Origin of the sequence: Pseudomonas sp. SG-MS2 (assembly GCF_009933855.1) — a bacterium.
GTDB lineage: Bacteria > Pseudomonadota > Gammaproteobacteria > Pseudomonadales > Pseudomonadaceae > Aquipseudomonas > Aquipseudomonas putida_E.
Window position 1 is genome coordinate 1 of sequence record NZ_MOMO01000134.1, and the last position, 17378, is coordinate 17378.

Sequence of the window (17378 nt, forward strand, 5' to 3'; positions counted from 1 at the left end):
TGACGATCGCCAGCCCCAACCCGGTGCCCTTGCCACCCCGCGCACGGTCCCCACGAATGAACGGGTTGAAGATGGTTTCCAGCTCCGACTCATCGATCCCTGCCCCCCGGTCCAGCACGCTCAGCACCACATAAGGCGCGCTCTCGTCGCCCGACACATAGGCGGCCACCTCGACCCCCTTGCCCGCGTGATGCAGCGCATTACCGATCAGGTTGCCCAGCATGCGCTTGAGGGAAACCCTGCGCAGCGGGAATGGCGGAATAGGCTCCAGGCACAAGCGCACACGCTCTTGCGGCTGGTTGTAGGGCGCCACCACTTCGCGCACCAGGTCGGCCAGGTCGACCTCCTCCAGCGGCTCGTCGCGGCCATCGCGAATGAAGGCCAGGAACTGATCAAGAATCGCGTCCATGTCCTCGATGTCGCGGACCATGTCGTCGCTCAATTCGTTGTCGCTGTTCAGCAAGGACAGCGACAGGCGCAGGCGCGTCAGTGGCGTGCGCAAATCGTGGGACACGCCCGCCAGCATCAGCTCGCGCTCACGCCCGGCCTGCTCGACATCCTCGGCCATCTGGTTGAAGGCGCGATACACCTCGGTCATTTCGCTCGGCGTATCACTGATCGGCAGACGTACACTGCGGCCCTGGCCCAACTGACGGGCAGCGAACACCAGGCGCTTGAGCGGCTGGTTGAGCTGGCGCACGAAGATCCACGCCGAAGCGGTGGACAGCAGGCCGATGGCCAGGAACCAGCCAAGTACGTTCCAGATCTTCTGGCCACGCAACGGGTGCGGATAAAGCGGCACTTTCAGCCAGCCCGGGCCGAGGCTCGGCGCGTTGACCCACAACGCAGGCGGTGCGTGGATGCGCAAGCGCACTTCGGTGTCTTCGCCCAGCTCGGCCTGCATCTGCCGTTGATAGATTTCGCTGTAGGGCCAGTGCTGCTCGCCCTCCGGCACGCCGGAGCCGGTCACCCGGATCAGGCCTGCGGCTTCGGCAATCTTGTCGCGGTTTTCTTCATCGGCCGCCCAATAGGCGCGCAGCGTCAGCGCCACACCATGGCTGTACTGCCGATCGACCAGCACATCCTCGTTCATCAGCAGGTAGACCAGGGTCAGCGCCTTGGAGAACAGGACAACGATCAGCACCAGCCACAGGGTGCGGGCGAAGAAGCTTTGCGGGAACCAGACCGGAGTTTTCATCGAAGGCCAGGCTTCATTTGCCAGCGTTTCCGTCCGGTACGAAGACGTAACCTACGCCCCACACAGTCTGGATATACCGCGGTTTGGAAGGGTCCGGTTCGATCATGCGGCGCAGGCGCGAAATCTGTACGTCGATCGAGCGCTCCAGGGCATCCCACTCACGGCCACGGGCCAGGTTCATCAGCTTGTCGCGGGTCAACGGCTCACGGGCGTGCATGACCAGAGCCTTGAGCACGGCGAATTCACCGGTGGTGAGCATGTGCACTTCTTCGCCACGCTTGAGTTCACGGGTGGCCAGCGACAGCTCGTAATCGCCGAAAGTGACCGACTCGTCCTCGCTGCCCGGGGCGCCCGGTACCGTCGGTGCCTGACGGCGCAGCACGGCCTTGACCCGCGCCATCAGCTCGTCCGGGTTGAACGGCTTGCCCAGGTAATCGTCAGCGCCCAGCTCAAGCCCCTTGATGCGGCTGAGTTCGTCACCCTTGGCGGTGAGCATGATGATCGGGATCTGGTTGTTCGACTGGCGCAGGCGCTTGCACGCGGACAAGCCATCCTCGCCCGGCAGCATCAGGTCGAGCACCACCAGGTTGAATACCTCGCGCTGCAGCAGGCGGTCCATCTGTTCGGTGTTGGGCACCGCGCGGGCACGGTAGCCCTTGCTGGTGAAGAAACGTTCCAGCAGGCTGCTGAGCCCCGGATCGTCGTCGACGATGAGAATCTTGTCACCTTCAGCGTTGTTTGCGGTGCCGGTCATGAATAACTCCTCTGAGATCGCCGCGCATTATGGCGTAGCCATTGCCACGCGTGCCGTGAGCATTGTTAGCAGATTTTTCCCCCGGCGCCACTTCCCGGCCTCCGCAACTGGCCTGGCGCCATCACCGCAAGCCGTCTGCGATGGGTATAATGCGCGGCTTTCTCCAGCGCCGCCGGGCGGAACAAGCGCCTCGCAGCCCCCGTATTCACAATTGTCAGGTGGTTTACATGGACAGCATCAACAGCCGTATCGCCGAGGAACTGGGCGTACGCCCTCAGCAGGTCGAGGCGGCCGTGGGCCTGTTGGACGAAGGCTCTACCGTGCCCTTCATCGCCCGTTACCGCAAGGAAGTGACCGGTAGCCTGGACGACACCCAGTTGCGCCACCTGGAAGAGCGCCTGCGCTACCTGCGCGAGCTGGACGAGCGCCGTGCGAGCATCCTGTCCAGCATCGAGGAACAGGGCAAGCTGACCCCTGAGCTGGCCCGCGAGATCAAGCTGGCCGACACCAAGACCCGCCTCGAAGACCTTTACCTGCCGTACAAGCAAAAGCGCCGCACCAAGGGCCAGATCGCCCTGGAAGCCGGCCTGGGCGAGCTGGCCGACGGCCTGTTCAACGACCCGCAACTGGCGCCGGAAAGCGAAGCCGCGCGCTTCGTCGATGCCGACAAAGGTGTCGCCGACGTCAAGGCCGCCCTCGAGGGCGCCAAGTACATCCTCATGGAGCGTTTCGCCGAAGACGCTGCCCTGCTCGACAAGCTGCGCAACTTCCTCAAGCAGGAAGCGGTGCTCAGCGCCCGTGTGGTGGCTGGCAAGGAAGAGGAAGGCGCCAAGTTCCGCGATTATTTCGCCCATGACGAACTGCTGCGCACTTGCCCGTCGCACCGCGCACTGGCCATTTTCCGCGGCCGTAACGAAGGTGTGCTGAGCGCGTCGCTGAAGGTTGGCGAAGAGCTGCCGGGCACCCTGCACCCGTGCGAAATGATGATCGGCAGCCACTTCGGCGTGGAAAACCGCAACCGCCCGGCTGACAAGTGGCTGGGCGAGGTGGTGCGCTGGACCTGGAAGGTCAAGCTGTACACCCACCTGGAAACCGACCTGTTCGGTGAGTTGCGCGACAACGCCGAAAGCGAGGCGATCAACGTCTTCGCCCACAACCTGCACGACCTGCTGCTGGCCGCCCCGGCCGGCCCGCGCGCTACCCTGGGCTTCGACCCGGGCCTGCGTACCGGCTGCAAGGTCGCGGTGGTCGATGCCACCGGCAAGCTGCTGGACACCGCCACGGTCTATCCGCACGCACCGCGCAACGACTGGGACCGCACGATCTCGGTACTGGCCGCACTGTGCGCCAAACACTCGGTGGAGCTGATCGCCATTGGCAACGGCACCGCCAGCCGCGAGAGCGACAAGCTGATCGCCGAGCTGGTTAAAAAATACCCGGCGCTGAAGATCACCAAGATCATGGTCTCCGAAGCCGGTGCGTCGGTGTACTCGGCATCGGAGCTGGCTGCCCGTGAATTCCCTGACCTGGACGTGTCGATCCGTGGCGCCGTGTCGATTGCCCGCCGCCTGCAGGACCCGCTGGCCGAACTGGTGAAGATCGACCCCAAATCCATCGGTGTCGGCCAGTACCAGCACGATGTGTCCCAGGTGAAGCTGGCCCGCGGCCTGGACGCGGTGGTCGAGGACTGTGTGAACGCCGTGGGCGTGGACGTCAACACCGCTTCGGTCGCGCTACTGACACGCATCTCCGGCCTCAACGCCACCCTGGCGCAGAACATCGTCGCGCACCGCGACGCCAATGGCCCGTTCGCCACCCGTGCCGCACTCAAGAAGGTCAGCCGTCTGGGTGAGAAAACCTTCGAGCAGGCCGCAGGCTTCCTGCGCGTAATGAACGGCGACAACCCGCTGGATGCCTCCGCCGTGCACCCCGAGGCCTACCCGCTGGTGAAACGCATCGCCGCCGACACCGGCCGTGACATCCGCTCGCTCATCGGCGACAGCGGCTTCCTCAAGCGCCTGGACCCCAAGCAGTTCACCGACGAAACCTTCGGCCTGCCCACCGTCACCGACATCCTCCAGGAGCTGGACAAGCCCGGCCGTGACCCGCGCCCCGAGTTCAAGACCGCCACCTTCCAGGACGGCGTCGAAGACCTCAAGGACCTGGAGCCCGGCATGATTCTCGAAGGCGTGGTCACCAACGTCACCAACTTCGGCGCGTTCGTCGACATCGGCGTGCACCAGGACGGCCTGGTGCACATCTCGGCGCTGTCCGAGAAGTTCGTCAAGGACCCGCGCGAAGCGGTCAAGGCCGGCGACGTGGTCAAGGTCAAGGTCATGGAAGTGGACATCCCGCGCAAGCGTGTCGGCCTGTCCATGCGCATGAGCGATACCCCGGGCGAAAAAGTCGAAGGCAACCGTGGTGGCAACCGTGGCAATGGCGGCAACCGCCCGCAGCAGGCACCACGCCAGCGCGAAACCGCTAGCGCCGCGCCGGCGAACAACGCCATGGCTGCGCTCTTTGCCAACGCCAAGCAGTTGAAAAAGAAGTGATGGAGATCCCCAAAGAGCTCGTTGAAAGCGCCTACAGCCAGCTACTGGGCTGCCGCCTGCAACGCCTGGACACGGGCGTCGCAGAGGTGGCACTGGCGCTTGAGCCGCACCTGCGCAACCGCGGCCAGAAGCTGCACGGCGGGGCCATCTTCAGCCTGGTGGACATCGCCATGGGCCTGGCCTGCTCGGCCAGCCATGGTTTCGACCAGCAGAGCGTGACCATCGAATGCAAGATCAACTACATGCGTGCGGTCGGTGACGGCGAGGTCCTGTGCACGGCGCGGGTGCTGCACGCCGGGCGCCGTACCCTGGTGGTCGACGCCGACGTAGTCCAAGGCGACAAACTGGTCGCCAAAGCGCAGGGAACCTTCGCGGTTCTCTAGCTCACCAAACGGTATCTGCGGTATTTTGCGGCAGTGCGCTGGCACTGCCGTAACCGCGTAAACCAGGCGACGACGCCAGTTCCTTTCCTCCTACCCTTGTAGACCGTCAACTCTACCCCCATATTGGGGCGACTGATGCGTGAAGGAAACCATCTTGAGCGACCTCCTCAACCGCCGCCTGAGCCTGCTCGGCGCCAATCTCCCCCTGCTCAAGCAGTGCCTGCACGGTATTGAGCGCGAATGCCTGCGCGTCACCGACGAAGGTCGCCTGGCTCAGACCCCGCATCCGGAAAACCTGGGTTCGGCGCTGACCAACGAGCAGATCACCACCGATTATTCCGAGTCGCTGCTGGAGTTCATCACCCCGGCCCTGCCCGACCCGGCCCAAGTGCTGGAAAGCCTCGAGCAAACCCACCGCTTCGTCTACAGCAAGCTTGGCGACGAATTGCTGTGGAGCCCGTCGATGCCGTGCACGCTGCCGGCCGAGGAGGACATCCCGATCGCCGAGTACGGGACCTCGAACATCGGCAAGCTCAAGCACGTCTACCGCAAGGGCCTGGCCCTGCGCTACGGCCGCACCATGCAGTGCATCGCCGGCATCCACTACAACTTCTCGTTGCCTGAAGCGCTGTGGCCGCTGCTGCGCGCCGCCGAAGGCAACGACCTGAACGACCGCGACTACCAGTCGGCGGCGTACATTGCGCTGATCCGCAACTTCCGCCGTTACAGCTGGCTGCTGATGTACCTGTTCGGTGCCTCGCCAGCCCTGGACAAAGGCTTCCTGCGTGGCCGCCCGCACCAGCTCGAAGAGCTGGACGCCGAAACCCTGTACCTGCCCTACGCCACCAGCTTGCGCATGAGCGACCTGGGCTACCAGAGCAACGCCCAGGCCGGCCTCACACCCTGCTACAACAACCTGGCCAGCTATACCGACAGCCTGCGCAAGGCGGTGGGCACGCCCTACCCGCCCTATGTGGAAATCGGTACGCATGTGGACGGCGAATGGGTGCAGTTGAACACCAACATCCTGCAGATCGAGAACGAGTACTACTCGAACATCCGCCCCAAGCGTGTCACCTACACCGGCGAGCGGCCGATCCAGGCCCTGACCTCACGCGGCGTGCAGTATGTCGAAGTGCGCTGCCTGGACATCAACCCGTTCCTGCCGGTAGGCATCGACCTGACCGAGGCGCGCTTCCTCGATGCGTTTCTGTTGTTCTGTGCCCTGGAAGACAGCCCGCTGCTGGACAATGGCGAATGCGGCCAGTGCACCGACAACTTCCTGAGTGTGGTCAAGGAAGGCCGTCGCCCAGGCCTTGAGCTGCGCCGTGAGGACCAACCGATCGAGCTGAAAGCCTGGGCCAGCGACTTGCTTGGGCGCATCGGCCAGCTGGCTGAGCTGCTCGATCACGCTCAAGGCGGCGACGAACATGCCAAAGCCCTGGCCGCACAGCAGGCCAAAGTCGACGACGCTTCGCTGACGCCATCGGCCCAGGTGCTCGCGCGCATGAGCGAGCATGAGGAAAGCTTCATCCAGTTCTCGCTGCGCCAGAGCCGCCTGCACGCGCAAACGTTCCGTGAGCAACCGCTGCCCACAGAGCGCCAGCAAGCCTACGAGACCCTCGCCCGCAATTCGCTGGCCGAGCAGTCACGCCTCGAGCAGCAGGAAGTCGGTGACTTCGACCAGTTCGTCGGCGCCTACCAGGCCAGCATCCTGGCGATCAGCAACTGATGACCCGCAGCACCACCCCGCGCAAGCCGCGCGCCAGCAGCCAGGCCAGGATCGAGGCGATCCTGGCGGCGGCGCGCGAGCTGTTGGCCGAGCAAGGGGTGGCAGCATTGTCGATCTACAGCGTGGCCGAACGGGCGCAGATTCCACCCTCGTCGGTGTATCACTTCTTTGCCAGCGTGCCGGCACTGCTCGAAGCGCTGACGGCCGATGTGCACCGGGCATTTCGCGAGGCGTTAAGCGCACCGATAGACAGCAGTGCGCTCGGCACCTGGCATGAGCTTTCACGGTTGATCGAACAGCGCATGCTCGACATCTACAACGAGGATGCTGCAGCGCGTCAGTTGATCCTGGCCCAGCATGGCCTGAGCGAAGTGGTGCAGGCGGACCGGCAGCACGACATGGAGCTGGGTGAGTTGATGCACAAACTGTTCGACCAGCATTTCCGGTTGCCGGTAATGCCAGCGGACGTGGATGTGTTTGCACTGGCCATGGAGTTGAGCGACCGGGTGTATGCGCGCTCGGTACAGTTGCACGAGGCGATCACCCCGCGCATGGCCGAGGAAGGCAAGCGGGTGTTCGAGGCGTACCTGGGCTTGTACCTGCCGCCGTTTCTTACTAAACGCTGATCTTGCTGGGGCCGCCCTGCGGCCCTTTCGCGACACAAGGCCGCTCCTACAGGAAATCGCGTTCCCCTGTAGGAGCGGCCTTGTGTCGCGAAAGGGCTGCAAAGCAGCCCCAAATGCCCACATCACAGCTTGGCGATGGACACTTCAGTCGATTTCACAAAAGCGATCACTTCACTGCCCACCTGCAGTTCCAGCTCCTTCACAGAGCGGGTGGTGATCACCGAGGTGACGATGCCGGAAGCGGTCTGCACATCGATTTCCGACAATACCGGGCCCTCGAGGATTTCTTTCACGGTGCCTTTGAACTGGTTGCGGACGTTGATGGCTTTGATAGTCATGATGTGCTTCCTTCTCTATGGCTTCAGTCTGGTAAGTGAGTCATTCAGTGCGCCCAACGCAGTTGCGTGGGCAGAGGGGCTACAGGGTCCGGCTCGGGCGCAGTGCCCGGGGCCGACAGAACACGGTTGAGCACTTCGCTTTCCAGCGCGGCCAGACGGTGCGAACCACGCACCCTTGGCCGAGCCAGATCGACGTTGAGGTCCAGGCCGACTGCGCCGTCCTCGATAAGGATCACCCGGTCGGCCACGGCAACGGCTTCGTTGACGTCATGGGTGACCAGCAGCACGGTGAAGCCGTGCTGACGCCACAGGCGTTCGATCAGTTGCTGCATCTCGATACGGGTCAGGGCATCCAGCGCACCCAGCGGCTCGTCCAGCAGCAGCAGGCGTGGCTGATGAATCAGCGCCCGGGCCAACGCCACGCGCTGCTTCTGGCCACCCGAGAGCGCTGCCGGCCATTCATTGGCGCGGTCAGCCAGGCCAACCGCCTCCAGTGCTTCCAGCGCACGGGGGCGCCAGTGGCCGGACAGGCCCAGGCCGACGTTGTCGATCACCTTTTTCCAAGGCAGCAGGCGAGCGTCCTGGAACATCAGGCGGGTATCTTCGCGGGCCTCGGCCAGCGGTGCGGCACCGGCCAGAAGCTCACCGGCGCCGGGCTGGTCGAGCCCGGCCAGCAGGCGCAGCAAGGTGCTCTTGCCACAGCCGCTGCGCCCGACGATGGCAACGAACTGGCCGGCCGGAATGTGCAGGTCGATACCGCGCAGCACTTCACGTTGGCCAAAGGTCTTGCGCAAGCTATTGGCGGCCAGCGGGATACCCCGCAACAAGCGCGGCGGTTGTTCCTTGAGAATGGTCATGCGCCCTCCTTCCTGGCGACTTGGTAGGCCGGGTGCCAGCGCAACCAGACACGTTCCAGGCCGCGGGCGGCGAGGTCGGCGAGCTTGCCGAGCACGGCATACAGGACGATGGCCAGGACCACCACGTCGGTCTGCAGGAATTCACGGGCATTCATTGCCAGGTAACCGATACCGGCGTTGGCCGAAATGGTTTCGGCAACGATAAGGGTCAGCCACATGAAGCCCAGGGCAAAGCGCACACCGACCAGGATCGAGGGCAGCGCGCCCGGCAGGATCACCTGGCGGAACAGGCCGAAGCCGGACAGGCCATAGCTGCGGGCCATTTCCACCAGCGCCGGGTCGACGTTGCGGATACCGTGGTAGGTGTTCAGGTAGATCGGGAACAGCGTGCCCAGCGCGACCAGGAAGATCTTTGCCGACTCGTCGATACCGAACCACAGGATCACCAGCGGGATCAGCGCCAGATGCGGCACGTTGCGGATCATCTGCACCGAGCTGTCGAGCAGGCGTTCGCCCCAGTTCGACAAGCCGGTGATGAAGCCCAGTACCAGCCCAATGCTGCCACCGATCAGAAAGCCCAGGCCGGCACGCCAGCCGCTGATGGCCAGGTGGGTCCAGATTTCACCGCTGCGTACCAGCTCGACACCGGCGCTGACTACGGCGCTGGGTGCAGGCAGGATGCGCGTCGACAACCAGCCAGCACTGACCGCCAGCTGCCAGACAGCCAACAGCAGTACCGGCAGCGCCCACGGCGCCAGGCGCTGGGTCAGGGTGGAGGACGTTGCACGACTCATGGCTGCGCCCTCAGCTCTGCGACACGGACTTGGGCAGGATGTCGTTGGCCACCATCTCGCCGAACGGGCTCACGTAGCCACCGGTCTGCGGTTGCTCCGGGCGCTGCACGTCCAGGTGCGGGAACAGCAGCTCGGCAACGCGGTAGGACTCTTCCAGGTGTGGATAACCTGAGAGGATGAAGGTATCTATCCCCAGGTCTGCGTATTCCTTGACCCGCGCTGCGACAGTCGGGCCATCACCGACCAGCGCGGTACCGGCGCCACCGCGTACCAGGCCGACACCGGCCCACAGGTTGGGGCTGACTTCGAGGTTGTCACGGTTGCCGCCATGCAATGCGGCCATGCGCTGCTGACCCACCGAGTCGAAGCGCGCCAGCGAAGCCTGGGCACGGGCGATGGTGTCGTCGTCCAGGTGCGAAATCAGGCGGTCTGCCGCGGCCCAGGCTTCGTCGTTGGTTTCCCGCACGATCACATGCAGACGGATACCAAAGCGTACTTCGCGGCCCTGCGCGGCAGCCTTCTCCCGCACCTGAGCGATTTTCTCGGCAACAGCGGCTGGCGGCTCGCCCCAGGTCAGGTACAGCTCGACCTGCTCGGCGGCAAGGTCCTGCGCGGCTTCGGACGAGCCACCGAAATACAGAGGCGGGCGTGGTTGCTGAATGGGCGGATAGAGCAGCTTGGCGCCCTTCACCTGGATATGCTTGCCTTGGTAGTCGACGTTCTCGCCCTCCAGCACCTTGCGCCAGATACGCGTGAACTCGACCGAGGCTTCGTAGCGCTCCTGGTGGTTCAGGTGCAGGCCATCACCGGCCAGCTCGTCGGGGTCGCCACCGGTGACCAGGTTGAACAGCGCCCGGCCGTTGGACAGGCGGTCCAGGGTTGCCGCCTGGCGCGCCGCGACCGTCGGCGAAATGATGCCTGGACGCAGGGCAACCAGGAATTTCAGATGCTGGGTCACCGGGATCAGCGATGCTGCCACCAACCAGGAATCCTCGCAGGAACGCCCGGTTGGGATCAGCACACCACCAAAGCCGAGACGGTCGGCGGCCTGGGCAATCTGTTGCAGGTAACCGTGATCGACCGCACGGGCACCCTCGGATGTGCCCAGGTACTTGCCGTCACCGTGGGTGGGGAGGAACCAGAAAATGTTAAGGCTCATTGGAGTTGTCTCCTCAAAGGTGGCGAGGGCCACAGCGGCGCCCCGGCACAGGCGAATCAATCAAGGCGCGCTGGCGACCTTGGTCGGGGGCGTCCAGATCACGTCCTTGATGCTCAGCGGCTTGGGAATCAGCTTCAGCGCCTGGAAGGTGTCGGCGATTTTCTGTTGTGCGGCCACCACCTCGGGGGTCAGCGGCGCGGCACCGTAGCCTTGGCGCTTGACCGAAGTCAGGGTGATGTCGGCGGGCAGCCCGAGCAGCGCAGCAACCTGGTCGGTCACCTCCTGCGGGTTGGCCTGCGACCATTTGCCCACGGCGCGTACTTCTTCGATGAGGGCGTTGATCACAGCCGGATGCTGGGTCGCGTAGTTGCGGGTGGCCAGGTAGAACTGGTGGTTGTCGACCAGGTCTTTGCCGTCACGCAGGGTGCGTGCCTGCAGCTGCTGTTCGGCGGCGGCCTGGTACGGGTCCCAGATCACCCAGGCATCGACGCTGCCACGCTCGAACGCGGCGCGGGCATCGGCCGGCGGCAGGTAGACGGGCTGTATCTCGCTGTACTTGAGGCCGGCCTCTTCCAGGGCGCGGACCAGCAGGTAGTGAACGTTCGAACCTTTGTTGAGCGCAACTTTCTTGCCTTTGAGTTCCTTCACCGACTGGATCGGCGAACCCTTCGGTACAAGGATCGCTTCACTGTGCGGCGCAGGCGGTTCGTAGGCCACATAGAGCAGATCGGCACCGGCGGCCTGAGCGAATACTGGCGGCGTTTCACCAGTTACGCCAAAGTCGATGGAGCCGACATTCAAGCCTTCGAGAAGCTGCGGGCCACCTGGGAATTCGGTCCATTGCACCTGGATGCCCTGATCGGCCAGGCGCTTTTCCAGCGTGCCCTTGGCTTTGAGCAGCACCAGGGTGCCGTATTTCTGATAGCCGATACGCAGGCTTTCAGCCTGGGCTTGGGTAATGGCGCCGAAGGACACAGCCGCCGCAAACAGGGCGACCAGACCACGACGCAAGAAGACTGTGCGCATGGCGCTCTCCTGTGCGAGTAGGTTCGGGTTGCACCTGCTTGCCTCGTTGACGGGCGAGTAAGGTGGATGACGCGATAAAGCCGTTGTGCCGGTTCAGATGATCCAGCGGGCACTGATCAAGCGTTCGTTGAGTACGCCGGGGTGGCGACGATCAGGCAGTCGGCCTGAGCCACCAGTTGCTGGAAGTGTTGCACCTGCGGGCTGTCGAAGCGCGCATGGAGCAGGTCCTCAGCGGCGAAGTCACGTACCTGGAAGGTCACCACCTCAGCGCCACGGTCCTGCAGCCACTGGCGCGAACGCTCGAGCAGCACGCCGGAGCGTGAACGGGTACTGGGGCTACCACCGATTGAGACGACCAGCGTTGAAGCGCTTCCTTGTGTTCTGTTGGGGTGACATTAGCAGCCTTGGTATATATCTATAAATCATATTTTTTCATTTGCTTATTCCATAAAGTACTTTGTCGATTCTTTGATACTGGGGCCGCTTTGCGGCCCTTTCGCGACACAAGGCCGCTCCTACGAGGAACCGCGCCTTGTGTCGCGATGGGCTGCGCAGCAGCCCCACGCCTGAAGCGGTTTGTGCAGGCATAAAAAAGGGCCGTCGAAACGGCCCGAATATCCCTGCTATGGCTAAGAGCAATGCAACGAGAATGCTTCAGCGATTGGGTTGCGGGGTCAGCCGCAGATAGGGTTTTACAGCGCGGTAGCCTTTCGGGAAGCGCTGCTTGATCTCTTCCTCATCCTTCAGCGAAGGCACGATCACCACTTCGTCGCCATCCTGCCAGTTACCTGGCGTGGCTACCTTGTGGTTGTCGGTGAGCTGCAGCGAGTCGATCACCCGCAGTATTTCGTTGAAGTTGCGCCCGGTACTGGCTGGGTAGGTAATGGTCAGGCGCACCTTCTTGTTCGGGTCGATGACGAACAGCGAGCGCACGGTCAGGGTGTCGCTGGCGTTCGGGTGGATCAGGTCGTACAGGTCGGAAACCTTGCGGTCGGCGTCGGCGATGATCGGGAAGTTGACCACGGTGTTCTGGGTCTCGTTGATGTCCTCGATCCACTTGTGGTGGGAGTCGACCGGGTCCACGGACAGGGCGATGGCCTTGACCCCACGTTTGGCGAAGTCGTCCTTGAGCTTGGCGGTCAGGCCCAGCTCGGTGGTGCACACCGGGGTGAAGTCGGCCGGGTGAGAGAACAGCACACCCCAGCTGTTACCGAGCCACTCGTGGAAGCGGATCGTACCTTCGCTGGAATCTTGTTCGAAGTCGGGGGCGATGTCGCCGAGTTTGAGGCTCATGGGGTGTGGCTCCTGGGCTATGGGCTGGCCTTGTGATGTTCAATGTGCCTGCATTCCGATAAAAACAAAAAGAATAAATAACAATTTATTTATAACCATACGGAATACAAAATGATGAGCATAAAAAAACCTCGCGCTAGGCGAGGCTCTTTTTCACAACTACGTTTTACATGAAGTTGTAAGTGTAGTTCACGATTAGGCGGGCCTGATCTTTGTCTTTAGTGAACTCACTCGTCGAACCACCGCTCCCACGATAGACACCTTGACGCAGGCTGAAGCCGAGGCCTTTCAGCGTGCCCTCTTGAATGGTGTAATCGATACGTGCATCACGCTCCCACTCGCTATAAGTGCCGTGACCAGAACGGTAGCGGATGTCATCACCACGCAGATACGAAACGGCAGCTTTCAGACCTGGAACACCTAAACCGGCGAAGTCATAGGAATACTGACCGAAAGTGGTGTTCTCACCAGCACGGGCAAACTGGTTAATCATGCTGTCGGTGAACAGGTAGAAGCTAGCGCCACCGGCGCCTTCTAGTGAGGAAGCAGAGCCGTCTTTGCGGACGTTGCCCTGGTTCAGCCAGACAAAGCCACCGTCATCACCAACCTGTTGGTGACCGACCAGAAGCGAGTGGCCGCCCAAGGTATAGGTGAACATTGCAGACCAGGTTTTGTTATCAACCTCGCCAGCGTTCTTGGCGTAGCCATTGTTGTTGCTGAACGCGTAACCCGCTTCGCCGTTACGGCCATCGCTGCTGCTGTCGAAGTAGCGCAGGTCGGTTTTGAACGACTGGTTGTCAGCGATTTTGAAGACATGGGTCGCGCCCAGGAAGTGCTGCTTATAGAAGTCTTCCAGATTGGAGTAGTAGTACTGCAGGGTCAGGTCAGGAGTAAGTTTGTAGTCCAGACCGCCATAGCGGAACTTATTGCTCTCGTGGAAGGCACCAGCTACGGACAGACCGGTACGATTGCTCGATGCGCGCCCCATAGCGTGGGTCAACTGACCGGCGTTGATGGTCAGGTTGTCGATTTCTTTCGACTGAATGGTGCCGCCTTCAAAGGTCTGCGGCAGCAGACGACCGTCGTTGGACACCAAGATCGGCAGGTTCGGCGCCAGCGCACTACCATAGTGGACTTCGGTCTTCGAGAAGCGCGCCTTAGCATTGCCCCCGATCCGCGCCCAGTTATGAGCTGCAGAACCATCAGAATCACTTGGGAAGAAGGAGTTATCGGCGTCAGGACGGCTGCCACGGCCACCATCAAGGTGAATACCCCACAGCGCTTGTACATCAACACCAAAGCCTACGACACCCTGGGTGAAGCCAGACAGGTAGTCAAGCTTGAAGCCTTGACCTGCCTCTTTCTGATCTTCCACACCGCCTTCACGGGTGTCATCGTTGAAATACATGGTGCGCGAGCTGAGGGACAGTTTGCTGTCTTCAACGAAACCGGCAGCGCCTGCTTGTTGGGCGAGAACCCCCAGTGCCACGGCCAGAGCCAGGCTGGACTTGTACATGTTTTGCTCCTCTACGTTCTAATTTTTGTGTATCTCTGGCGGCGGGATCTGATGCCCCGCTCACCGTGGACTGGCGATTTAGTCCCAAAGAGTGACCAGCAAGTCAATCGTTACTGAACATTTCACGACTTTGGTCTAAGACGCCACCTGCGCTACAGGATAATGACAATCCTATAAATCCAAAATGACCGTTTTATGAATTTGTAAGATTTTTAAGGCATATGGTTGAAACCTTTACTGCCAAAAGCTGTATCGGCAGACGCTTGTAATAGCTTTAGGTTATTTGCAAACGTTTGCTAATATCCTTATTTCCAATCGCTCTGTTAAGCGGAAAAGACCGAGCATTTCACTTGGTCTTCGCCCAGAAGCCTGATCGAGCCCTTCCGCTTAAAGCGAATGGCTCCTATGCTAATTCCGAAAAGTTATTTATTTTCTATTTCTTAGATCATCTAGCCTTCTTGCCATTCATCACACCGATTGCCTGACAAGAGGTTCGACCATGATCCCGCACACGCCACTGCGCTTGCTCGCCGCCCTGACCCTCGCCGGCACCAGCTGGTTCGCCCAGGCCGCCGACCTGACCGTCGCCTACCAGACCACCGTCGACCCGGCCAAGGTGGCCCAGGTCGATGGCGACTACGAAAAAGCCAGCAAGGCCAGCATCGACTGGCGCAAGTTCGATAACGGCGCTGATGTGATCACTGCAGTGGCCAGCGGCGACGTGCAGATCGGCTACCTGGGCTCAAGCCCGCTGGCCGCTGCCGCCACCCGCAAGCTGCCGGTGGAAACCTTCCTGATCGCCACCCAGATCGGCGCCGGCGAAGCGCTGGTGGCCCGCGACGGCATCAAGACCCCACAAGACCTGATCGGCAAGAAAGTCGCCGTGCCCTTTGTTTCCACCGGCCACTACAGCCTGCTGGCCGCGCTGAAGAGCTGGAACATCGACCCGTCCAAGGTGCAGATCCTCAACCTCGCCCCACCGGCGATCATCGCTGCTTGGAAGCGCGGCGACATCGACGCCACTTACGTCTGGGACCCGGCCCTGGGCGTGGCCAAGGAAAACGGCAAGGTGCTGATCACCTCCGGGGAACTGGCCGAGAAAGGCGCACCGACCTTCGATGCCTGGATCGTGCGCAAGGACTTCGCCGACAAGCACCCCGAGGTGGTCAAAGCCTTCGCCAAGGTCACCCTCGACGCCTACGCCGACTACCGCAAAGACCCGACGGCCTGGCTTGCCAACAAGGACAACGTGGCCAAGCTGGTGAAGCTGTCCGGTGCCAAGGCCAGTGATATTCCTGCTCTGTTGCAAGGCAACGTCTACCCGCTGGCCGCCGACCAGGCCAACGCCCTGGGCGCACCGACCACTCAAGCGCTGACCGACACCGCCACCTTCCTCAAGCAGCAAGGCAAGGTCGACGCCGTGTTGCCGGACTATTCGGCCTACGTCAGCGCCAAGTTCTTGCCCAATTGATCCGGAGCCCGTCATGGCCTTGCTAGAACTGGAGCGCATCAGCGCACAGTACCCCGGCGCCAGCACCCCTGTGCTGGCCGACATCAACCTCAGCCTGGGCCCAGGCCAGCTGCTGGTAGCACTGGGCCCCTCCGGCAGCGGCAAGACATCGCTGCTCAACCTGATCGCGGGCTTTGTCGCCCCCTGCGGCGGGCGCATCACCCTTGACGGCGTGCCGGTGCAAGGCCCCGGCGCCGAACGCGGCGTGGTGTTTCAGGACGATGCCCTGCTGCCGTGGCAGAACGTGCTGGGCAATGTCGCCTTCGGTTTGGAGCTGGCCGGTTTAGCCCGCGGCGAGCGAGAGGCCAAGGCACGGGAAATGCTGGCACTGGTCGATCTGGATGGCTTTGGCGAGCGGCGCATCTGGCAACTGTCCGGTGGCCAGAAGCAGCGTGTGGGCCTGGCCCGCGCGCTGGCGGCCGACCCAAGGGTGCTGCTGATGGACGAGCCGTTCGGCGCCCTCGACGCGTTCACTCGCGAGCAGATGCAGGAACTGTTGCTGCAAGTCTGGCAGCGCACCGCCAAACCGGTGTTCCTGATCACTCACGACATCGAGGAGGCCGTATTCCTTGCTACCGAACTGGTGCTGCTGGCCCCCGACCCAGGCCGTGTGGTCGAGCGCCTGCAGCTGGACTTCGGCCAACGTTATGCCGCTGGCGAATCGGCCCGGGCCATCAAGTCTGACCCACGCTTCATTGAAACTCGCGAGCATGTGCTGGCGCGGGTTTTCTCTCAACGCCAAAGCCTGCAGGAGCACGCATGAGCAGCCTTGATCTGCCGGTCGCCAGCAAGCGCGACAGCCAAGCCCGGCCCGTTGATAAAGCGCGCCGCCAGCTTTCCACCCGCTGGATCAGCACGCTAACCCTGGCCAGCCTGCTGCTGGTCTGGTGGCTGGTGACCGCCGCCGGCTGGATCGAGCCACTGTTCCTGCCAGCGCCCGGCGACATCCTGGCCAAAGCCTGGAGCTTGCTCACCCAAGGCTACATGGACGCCAGCCTGTGGCAACACCTGGGCGCGAGCCTGGGCCGCATCGGCCTGGCGCTGGTTGCCGCGACCCTGACTGCCATCCCGGCCGGTATCGCCATCGGCTACAACCGTGTGGCCCGCGGCATCCTTGACCCACTGATCGAGTTCTACCGCCCCATACCGCCACTGGCCTACCTGCCACTGATCGTCATCTGGTGCGGTATCGGCGAGTTGTCCAAGGTACTGCTGATCTACCTGGCAATCTTCGCCCCGATCGCCATCGCTACGGCCACCGGCGTGCGCACCGTCGACCCGGCCAGATTGCGCGCTGCGCAATCGCTGGGGGCGACCAAGGTGCAACTGATCCGCCACGTAATCCTGCCCAGCGCCCTGCCCGACATACTCACCGGCATCCGTATCGGCCTGGGTGTGGGCTGGTCGACCCTCGTAGCCGCCGAGCTGATCGCTGCCACCAGCGGCCTGGGCTTCATGGTGCAGTCGGCGGCGCAGTTTCTGGTGACCGACGTGGTGGTGCTGGGCATCCTGCTGATCGCCCTGATCGCCTTCGCCCTGGAGATGGGCCTGCGCGCCCTGCAGCGCAAGCTGGTGCCCTGGCATGGGCAAAGCCACTGACCGATTGCGGACTGACCACGCCGGCTACCCGGCGCCTGGAG

At 62.6% G+C, this 17378-nt stretch carries 16 protein-coding genes and 1 pseudogene; 7 read left to right on the forward strand and 10 right to left on the reverse strand.

Going from position 1 to position 17378, the window contains the following annotated elements; genetic code table 11:
- A partial coding sequence (locus BLX42_RS11670) for an ATP-binding protein (RefSeq protein ID WP_161871804.1) occupies window positions 1-1198 on the reverse strand: 1198 nt, incomplete at its 3' end.
- Window positions 1199-1211: 13 nt separating this feature from the next.
- Entirely contained in the window at window positions 1212-1952 is a 741-nt protein-coding gene (gene ompR / locus BLX42_RS11675) for a two-component system response regulator OmpR (protein WP_046788224.1), read from the reverse strand.
- A 227-nt stretch (window positions 1953-2179) separates the two neighbouring features.
- Here ompR and BLX42_RS11680 point away from each other — a divergent pair, with 227 nt between their 5' ends.
- The 4 genes from BLX42_RS11680 to BLX42_RS11695 all read left to right on the forward strand — a co-directional run bounded on the left by BLX42_RS11680 (window position 2180) and on the right by BLX42_RS11695 (window position 7245).
- Window positions 2180-4504 (forward strand): Tex family protein, encoded by a 2325-nt coding sequence (locus BLX42_RS11680; RefSeq protein WP_119687938.1) that lies wholly within the window; start codon window positions 2180-2182, stop codon window positions 4502-4504.
- Window positions 4504-4887, forward strand: a complete 384-nt coding sequence (locus BLX42_RS11685) for a PaaI family thioesterase (RefSeq protein ID WP_012316725.1) — start codon at window positions 4504-4506, stop codon at window positions 4885-4887. The genes BLX42_RS11680 and BLX42_RS11685 overlap by 1 nt, the downstream gene beginning before the upstream one ends.
- 154 nt (window positions 4888-5041) lie before the next feature.
- Window positions 5042-6619 (forward strand): glutamate--cysteine ligase, encoded by a 1578-nt coding sequence (gshA, locus tag BLX42_RS11690; RefSeq protein ID WP_161871805.1) that lies wholly within the window; start codon window positions 5042-5044, stop codon window positions 6617-6619.
- Window positions 6619-7245, forward strand: a complete 627-nt coding sequence (locus BLX42_RS11695) for a TetR/AcrR family transcriptional regulator (RefSeq protein ID WP_161871806.1) — start codon at window positions 6619-6621, stop codon at window positions 7243-7245. Before gshA ends, BLX42_RS11695 begins: the two co-directional genes overlap by 1 nt.
- 122 nt (window positions 7246-7367) lie before the next feature.
- Here BLX42_RS11695 and BLX42_RS11700 read toward each other — a convergent pair whose 3' ends face one another.
- The 8 genes and pseudogenes from BLX42_RS11700 to BLX42_RS11735 form a co-directional block, all read right to left on the reverse strand.
- A complete protein-coding gene (locus BLX42_RS11700; protein ID WP_008095172.1) occupies window positions 7368-7583 on the reverse strand; it encodes a molybdopterin-binding protein in 216 nt (71 codons plus the stop codon).
- A gap of 44 nt (window positions 7584-7627) precedes the next feature.
- Complete coding sequence (gene ssuB, locus BLX42_RS11705) at window positions 7628-8440, reverse strand: aliphatic sulfonates ABC transporter ATP-binding protein (protein ID WP_161871807.1); 813 nt, start codon at window positions 8438-8440, stop codon at window positions 7628-7630.
- Window positions 8437-9234: an aliphatic sulfonate ABC transporter permease SsuC gene (gene ssuC / locus BLX42_RS11710; RefSeq protein WP_012316729.1), complete on the reverse strand. Its 798-nt coding sequence runs from the start codon at window positions 9232-9234 to the stop codon at window positions 8437-8439. The genes ssuB and ssuC overlap by 4 nt, the downstream gene beginning before the upstream one ends.
- Before the next feature lie 10 nt (window positions 9235-9244).
- Entirely contained in the window at window positions 9245-10393 is a 1149-nt protein-coding gene (gene ssuD, locus BLX42_RS11715; protein ID WP_119687942.1) for an FMNH2-dependent alkanesulfonate monooxygenase, read from the reverse strand.
- A gap of 60 nt (window positions 10394-10453) precedes the next feature.
- Window positions 10454-11419, reverse strand: a complete 966-nt coding sequence (locus BLX42_RS11720; protein ID WP_161871808.1) for a sulfonate ABC transporter substrate-binding protein — start codon at window positions 11417-11419, stop codon at window positions 10454-10456.
- Window positions 11420-11541: 122 nt separating this feature from the next.
- Window positions 11542-11778, reverse strand: a pseudogene (locus tag BLX42_RS11725) (NAD(P)H-dependent oxidoreductase); the annotation flags it as partial.
- 295 nt (window positions 11779-12073) lie between these two features.
- Window positions 12074-12712, reverse strand: coding sequence for a peroxiredoxin (locus BLX42_RS11730; protein WP_161871809.1), 639 nt, complete (start codon window positions 12710-12712; stop codon window positions 12074-12076).
- A gap of 166 nt (window positions 12713-12878) precedes the next feature.
- The gene (locus tag BLX42_RS11735; RefSeq protein WP_161871810.1) at window positions 12879-14228 is read right to left on the reverse strand and encodes an OprD family porin; all 1350 of its coding nucleotides are present in this window, start codon (window positions 14226-14228) and stop codon (window positions 12879-12881) included.
- Window positions 14229-14727: 499 nt separating this feature from the next.
- Here BLX42_RS11735 and tauA point away from each other — a divergent pair, with 499 nt between their 5' ends.
- From tauA to tauC, 3 genes are read left to right on the forward strand one after another with little or no spacing between them, the layout of a single operon-like run.
- A complete protein-coding gene (gene tauA / locus BLX42_RS11740) occupies window positions 14728-15699 on the forward strand; it encodes a taurine ABC transporter substrate-binding protein (protein WP_161871811.1) in 972 nt (323 codons plus the stop codon).
- A gap of 13 nt (window positions 15700-15712) precedes the next feature.
- The gene (gene tauB, locus BLX42_RS11745; protein WP_161871812.1) at window positions 15713-16501 is read left to right on the forward strand and encodes a taurine ABC transporter ATP-binding subunit; all 789 of its coding nucleotides are present in this window, start codon (window positions 15713-15715) and stop codon (window positions 16499-16501) included.
- Window positions 16498-17337 (forward strand): taurine ABC transporter permease TauC, encoded by an 840-nt coding sequence (gene tauC, locus BLX42_RS11750; RefSeq protein WP_046788215.1) that lies wholly within the window; start codon window positions 16498-16500, stop codon window positions 17335-17337. The genes tauB and tauC overlap by 4 nt, the downstream gene beginning before the upstream one ends.
- Window positions 17338-17378 lie beyond the last annotated feature (41 nt).

Coding starts and splice junctions, on each gene's coding strand:
- BLX42_RS11680 (WP_119687938.1), top strand. CDS start 2,180: ATGGACAGCATCAACAGCCGTATCGCCGAGGAACTGGGCGTACGCCCT.
- BLX42_RS11735 (WP_161871810.1), bottom strand. CDS start 14,228: ATGTACAAGTCCAGCCTGGCTCTGGCCGTGGCACTGGGGGTTCTCGCC.
- tauC (WP_046788215.1), top strand. CDS start 16,498: ATGAGCAGCCTTGATCTGCCGGTCGCCAGCAAGCGCGACAGCCAAGCC.
- ompR (WP_046788224.1), bottom strand. CDS start 1,952: ATGACCGGCACCGCAAACAACGCTGAAGGTGACAAGATTCTCATCGTC.
- ssuB (WP_161871807.1), bottom strand. CDS start 8,440: ATGACCATTCTCAAGGAACAACCGCCGCGCTTGTTGCGGGGTATCCCG.
- ssuD (WP_119687942.1), bottom strand. CDS start 10,393: ATGAGCCTTAACATTTTCTGGTTCCTCCCCACCCACGGTGACGGCAAG.
- tauA (WP_161871811.1), top strand. CDS start 14,728: ATGATCCCGCACACGCCACTGCGCTTGCTCGCCGCCCTGACCCTCGCC.
- BLX42_RS11720 (WP_161871808.1), bottom strand. CDS start 11,419: ATGCGCACAGTCTTCTTGCGTCGTGGTCTGGTCGCCCTGTTTGCGGCG.
- BLX42_RS11700 (WP_008095172.1), bottom strand. CDS start 7,583: ATGACTATCAAAGCCATCAACGTCCGCAACCAGTTCAAAGGCACCGTG.
- ssuC (WP_012316729.1), bottom strand. CDS start 9,234: ATGAGTCGTGCAACGTCCTCCACCCTGACCCAGCGCCTGGCGCCGTGG.
- tauB (WP_161871812.1), top strand. CDS start 15,713: ATGGCCTTGCTAGAACTGGAGCGCATCAGCGCACAGTACCCCGGCGCC.
- BLX42_RS11730 (WP_161871809.1), bottom strand. CDS start 12,712: ATGAGCCTCAAACTCGGCGACATCGCCCCCGACTTCGAACAAGATTCC.
- BLX42_RS11685 (WP_012316725.1), top strand. CDS start 4,504: ATGGAGATCCCCAAAGAGCTCGTTGAAAGCGCCTACAGCCAGCTACTG.
- BLX42_RS11695 (WP_161871806.1), top strand. CDS start 6,619: ATGACCCGCAGCACCACCCCGCGCAAGCCGCGCGCCAGCAGCCAGGCC.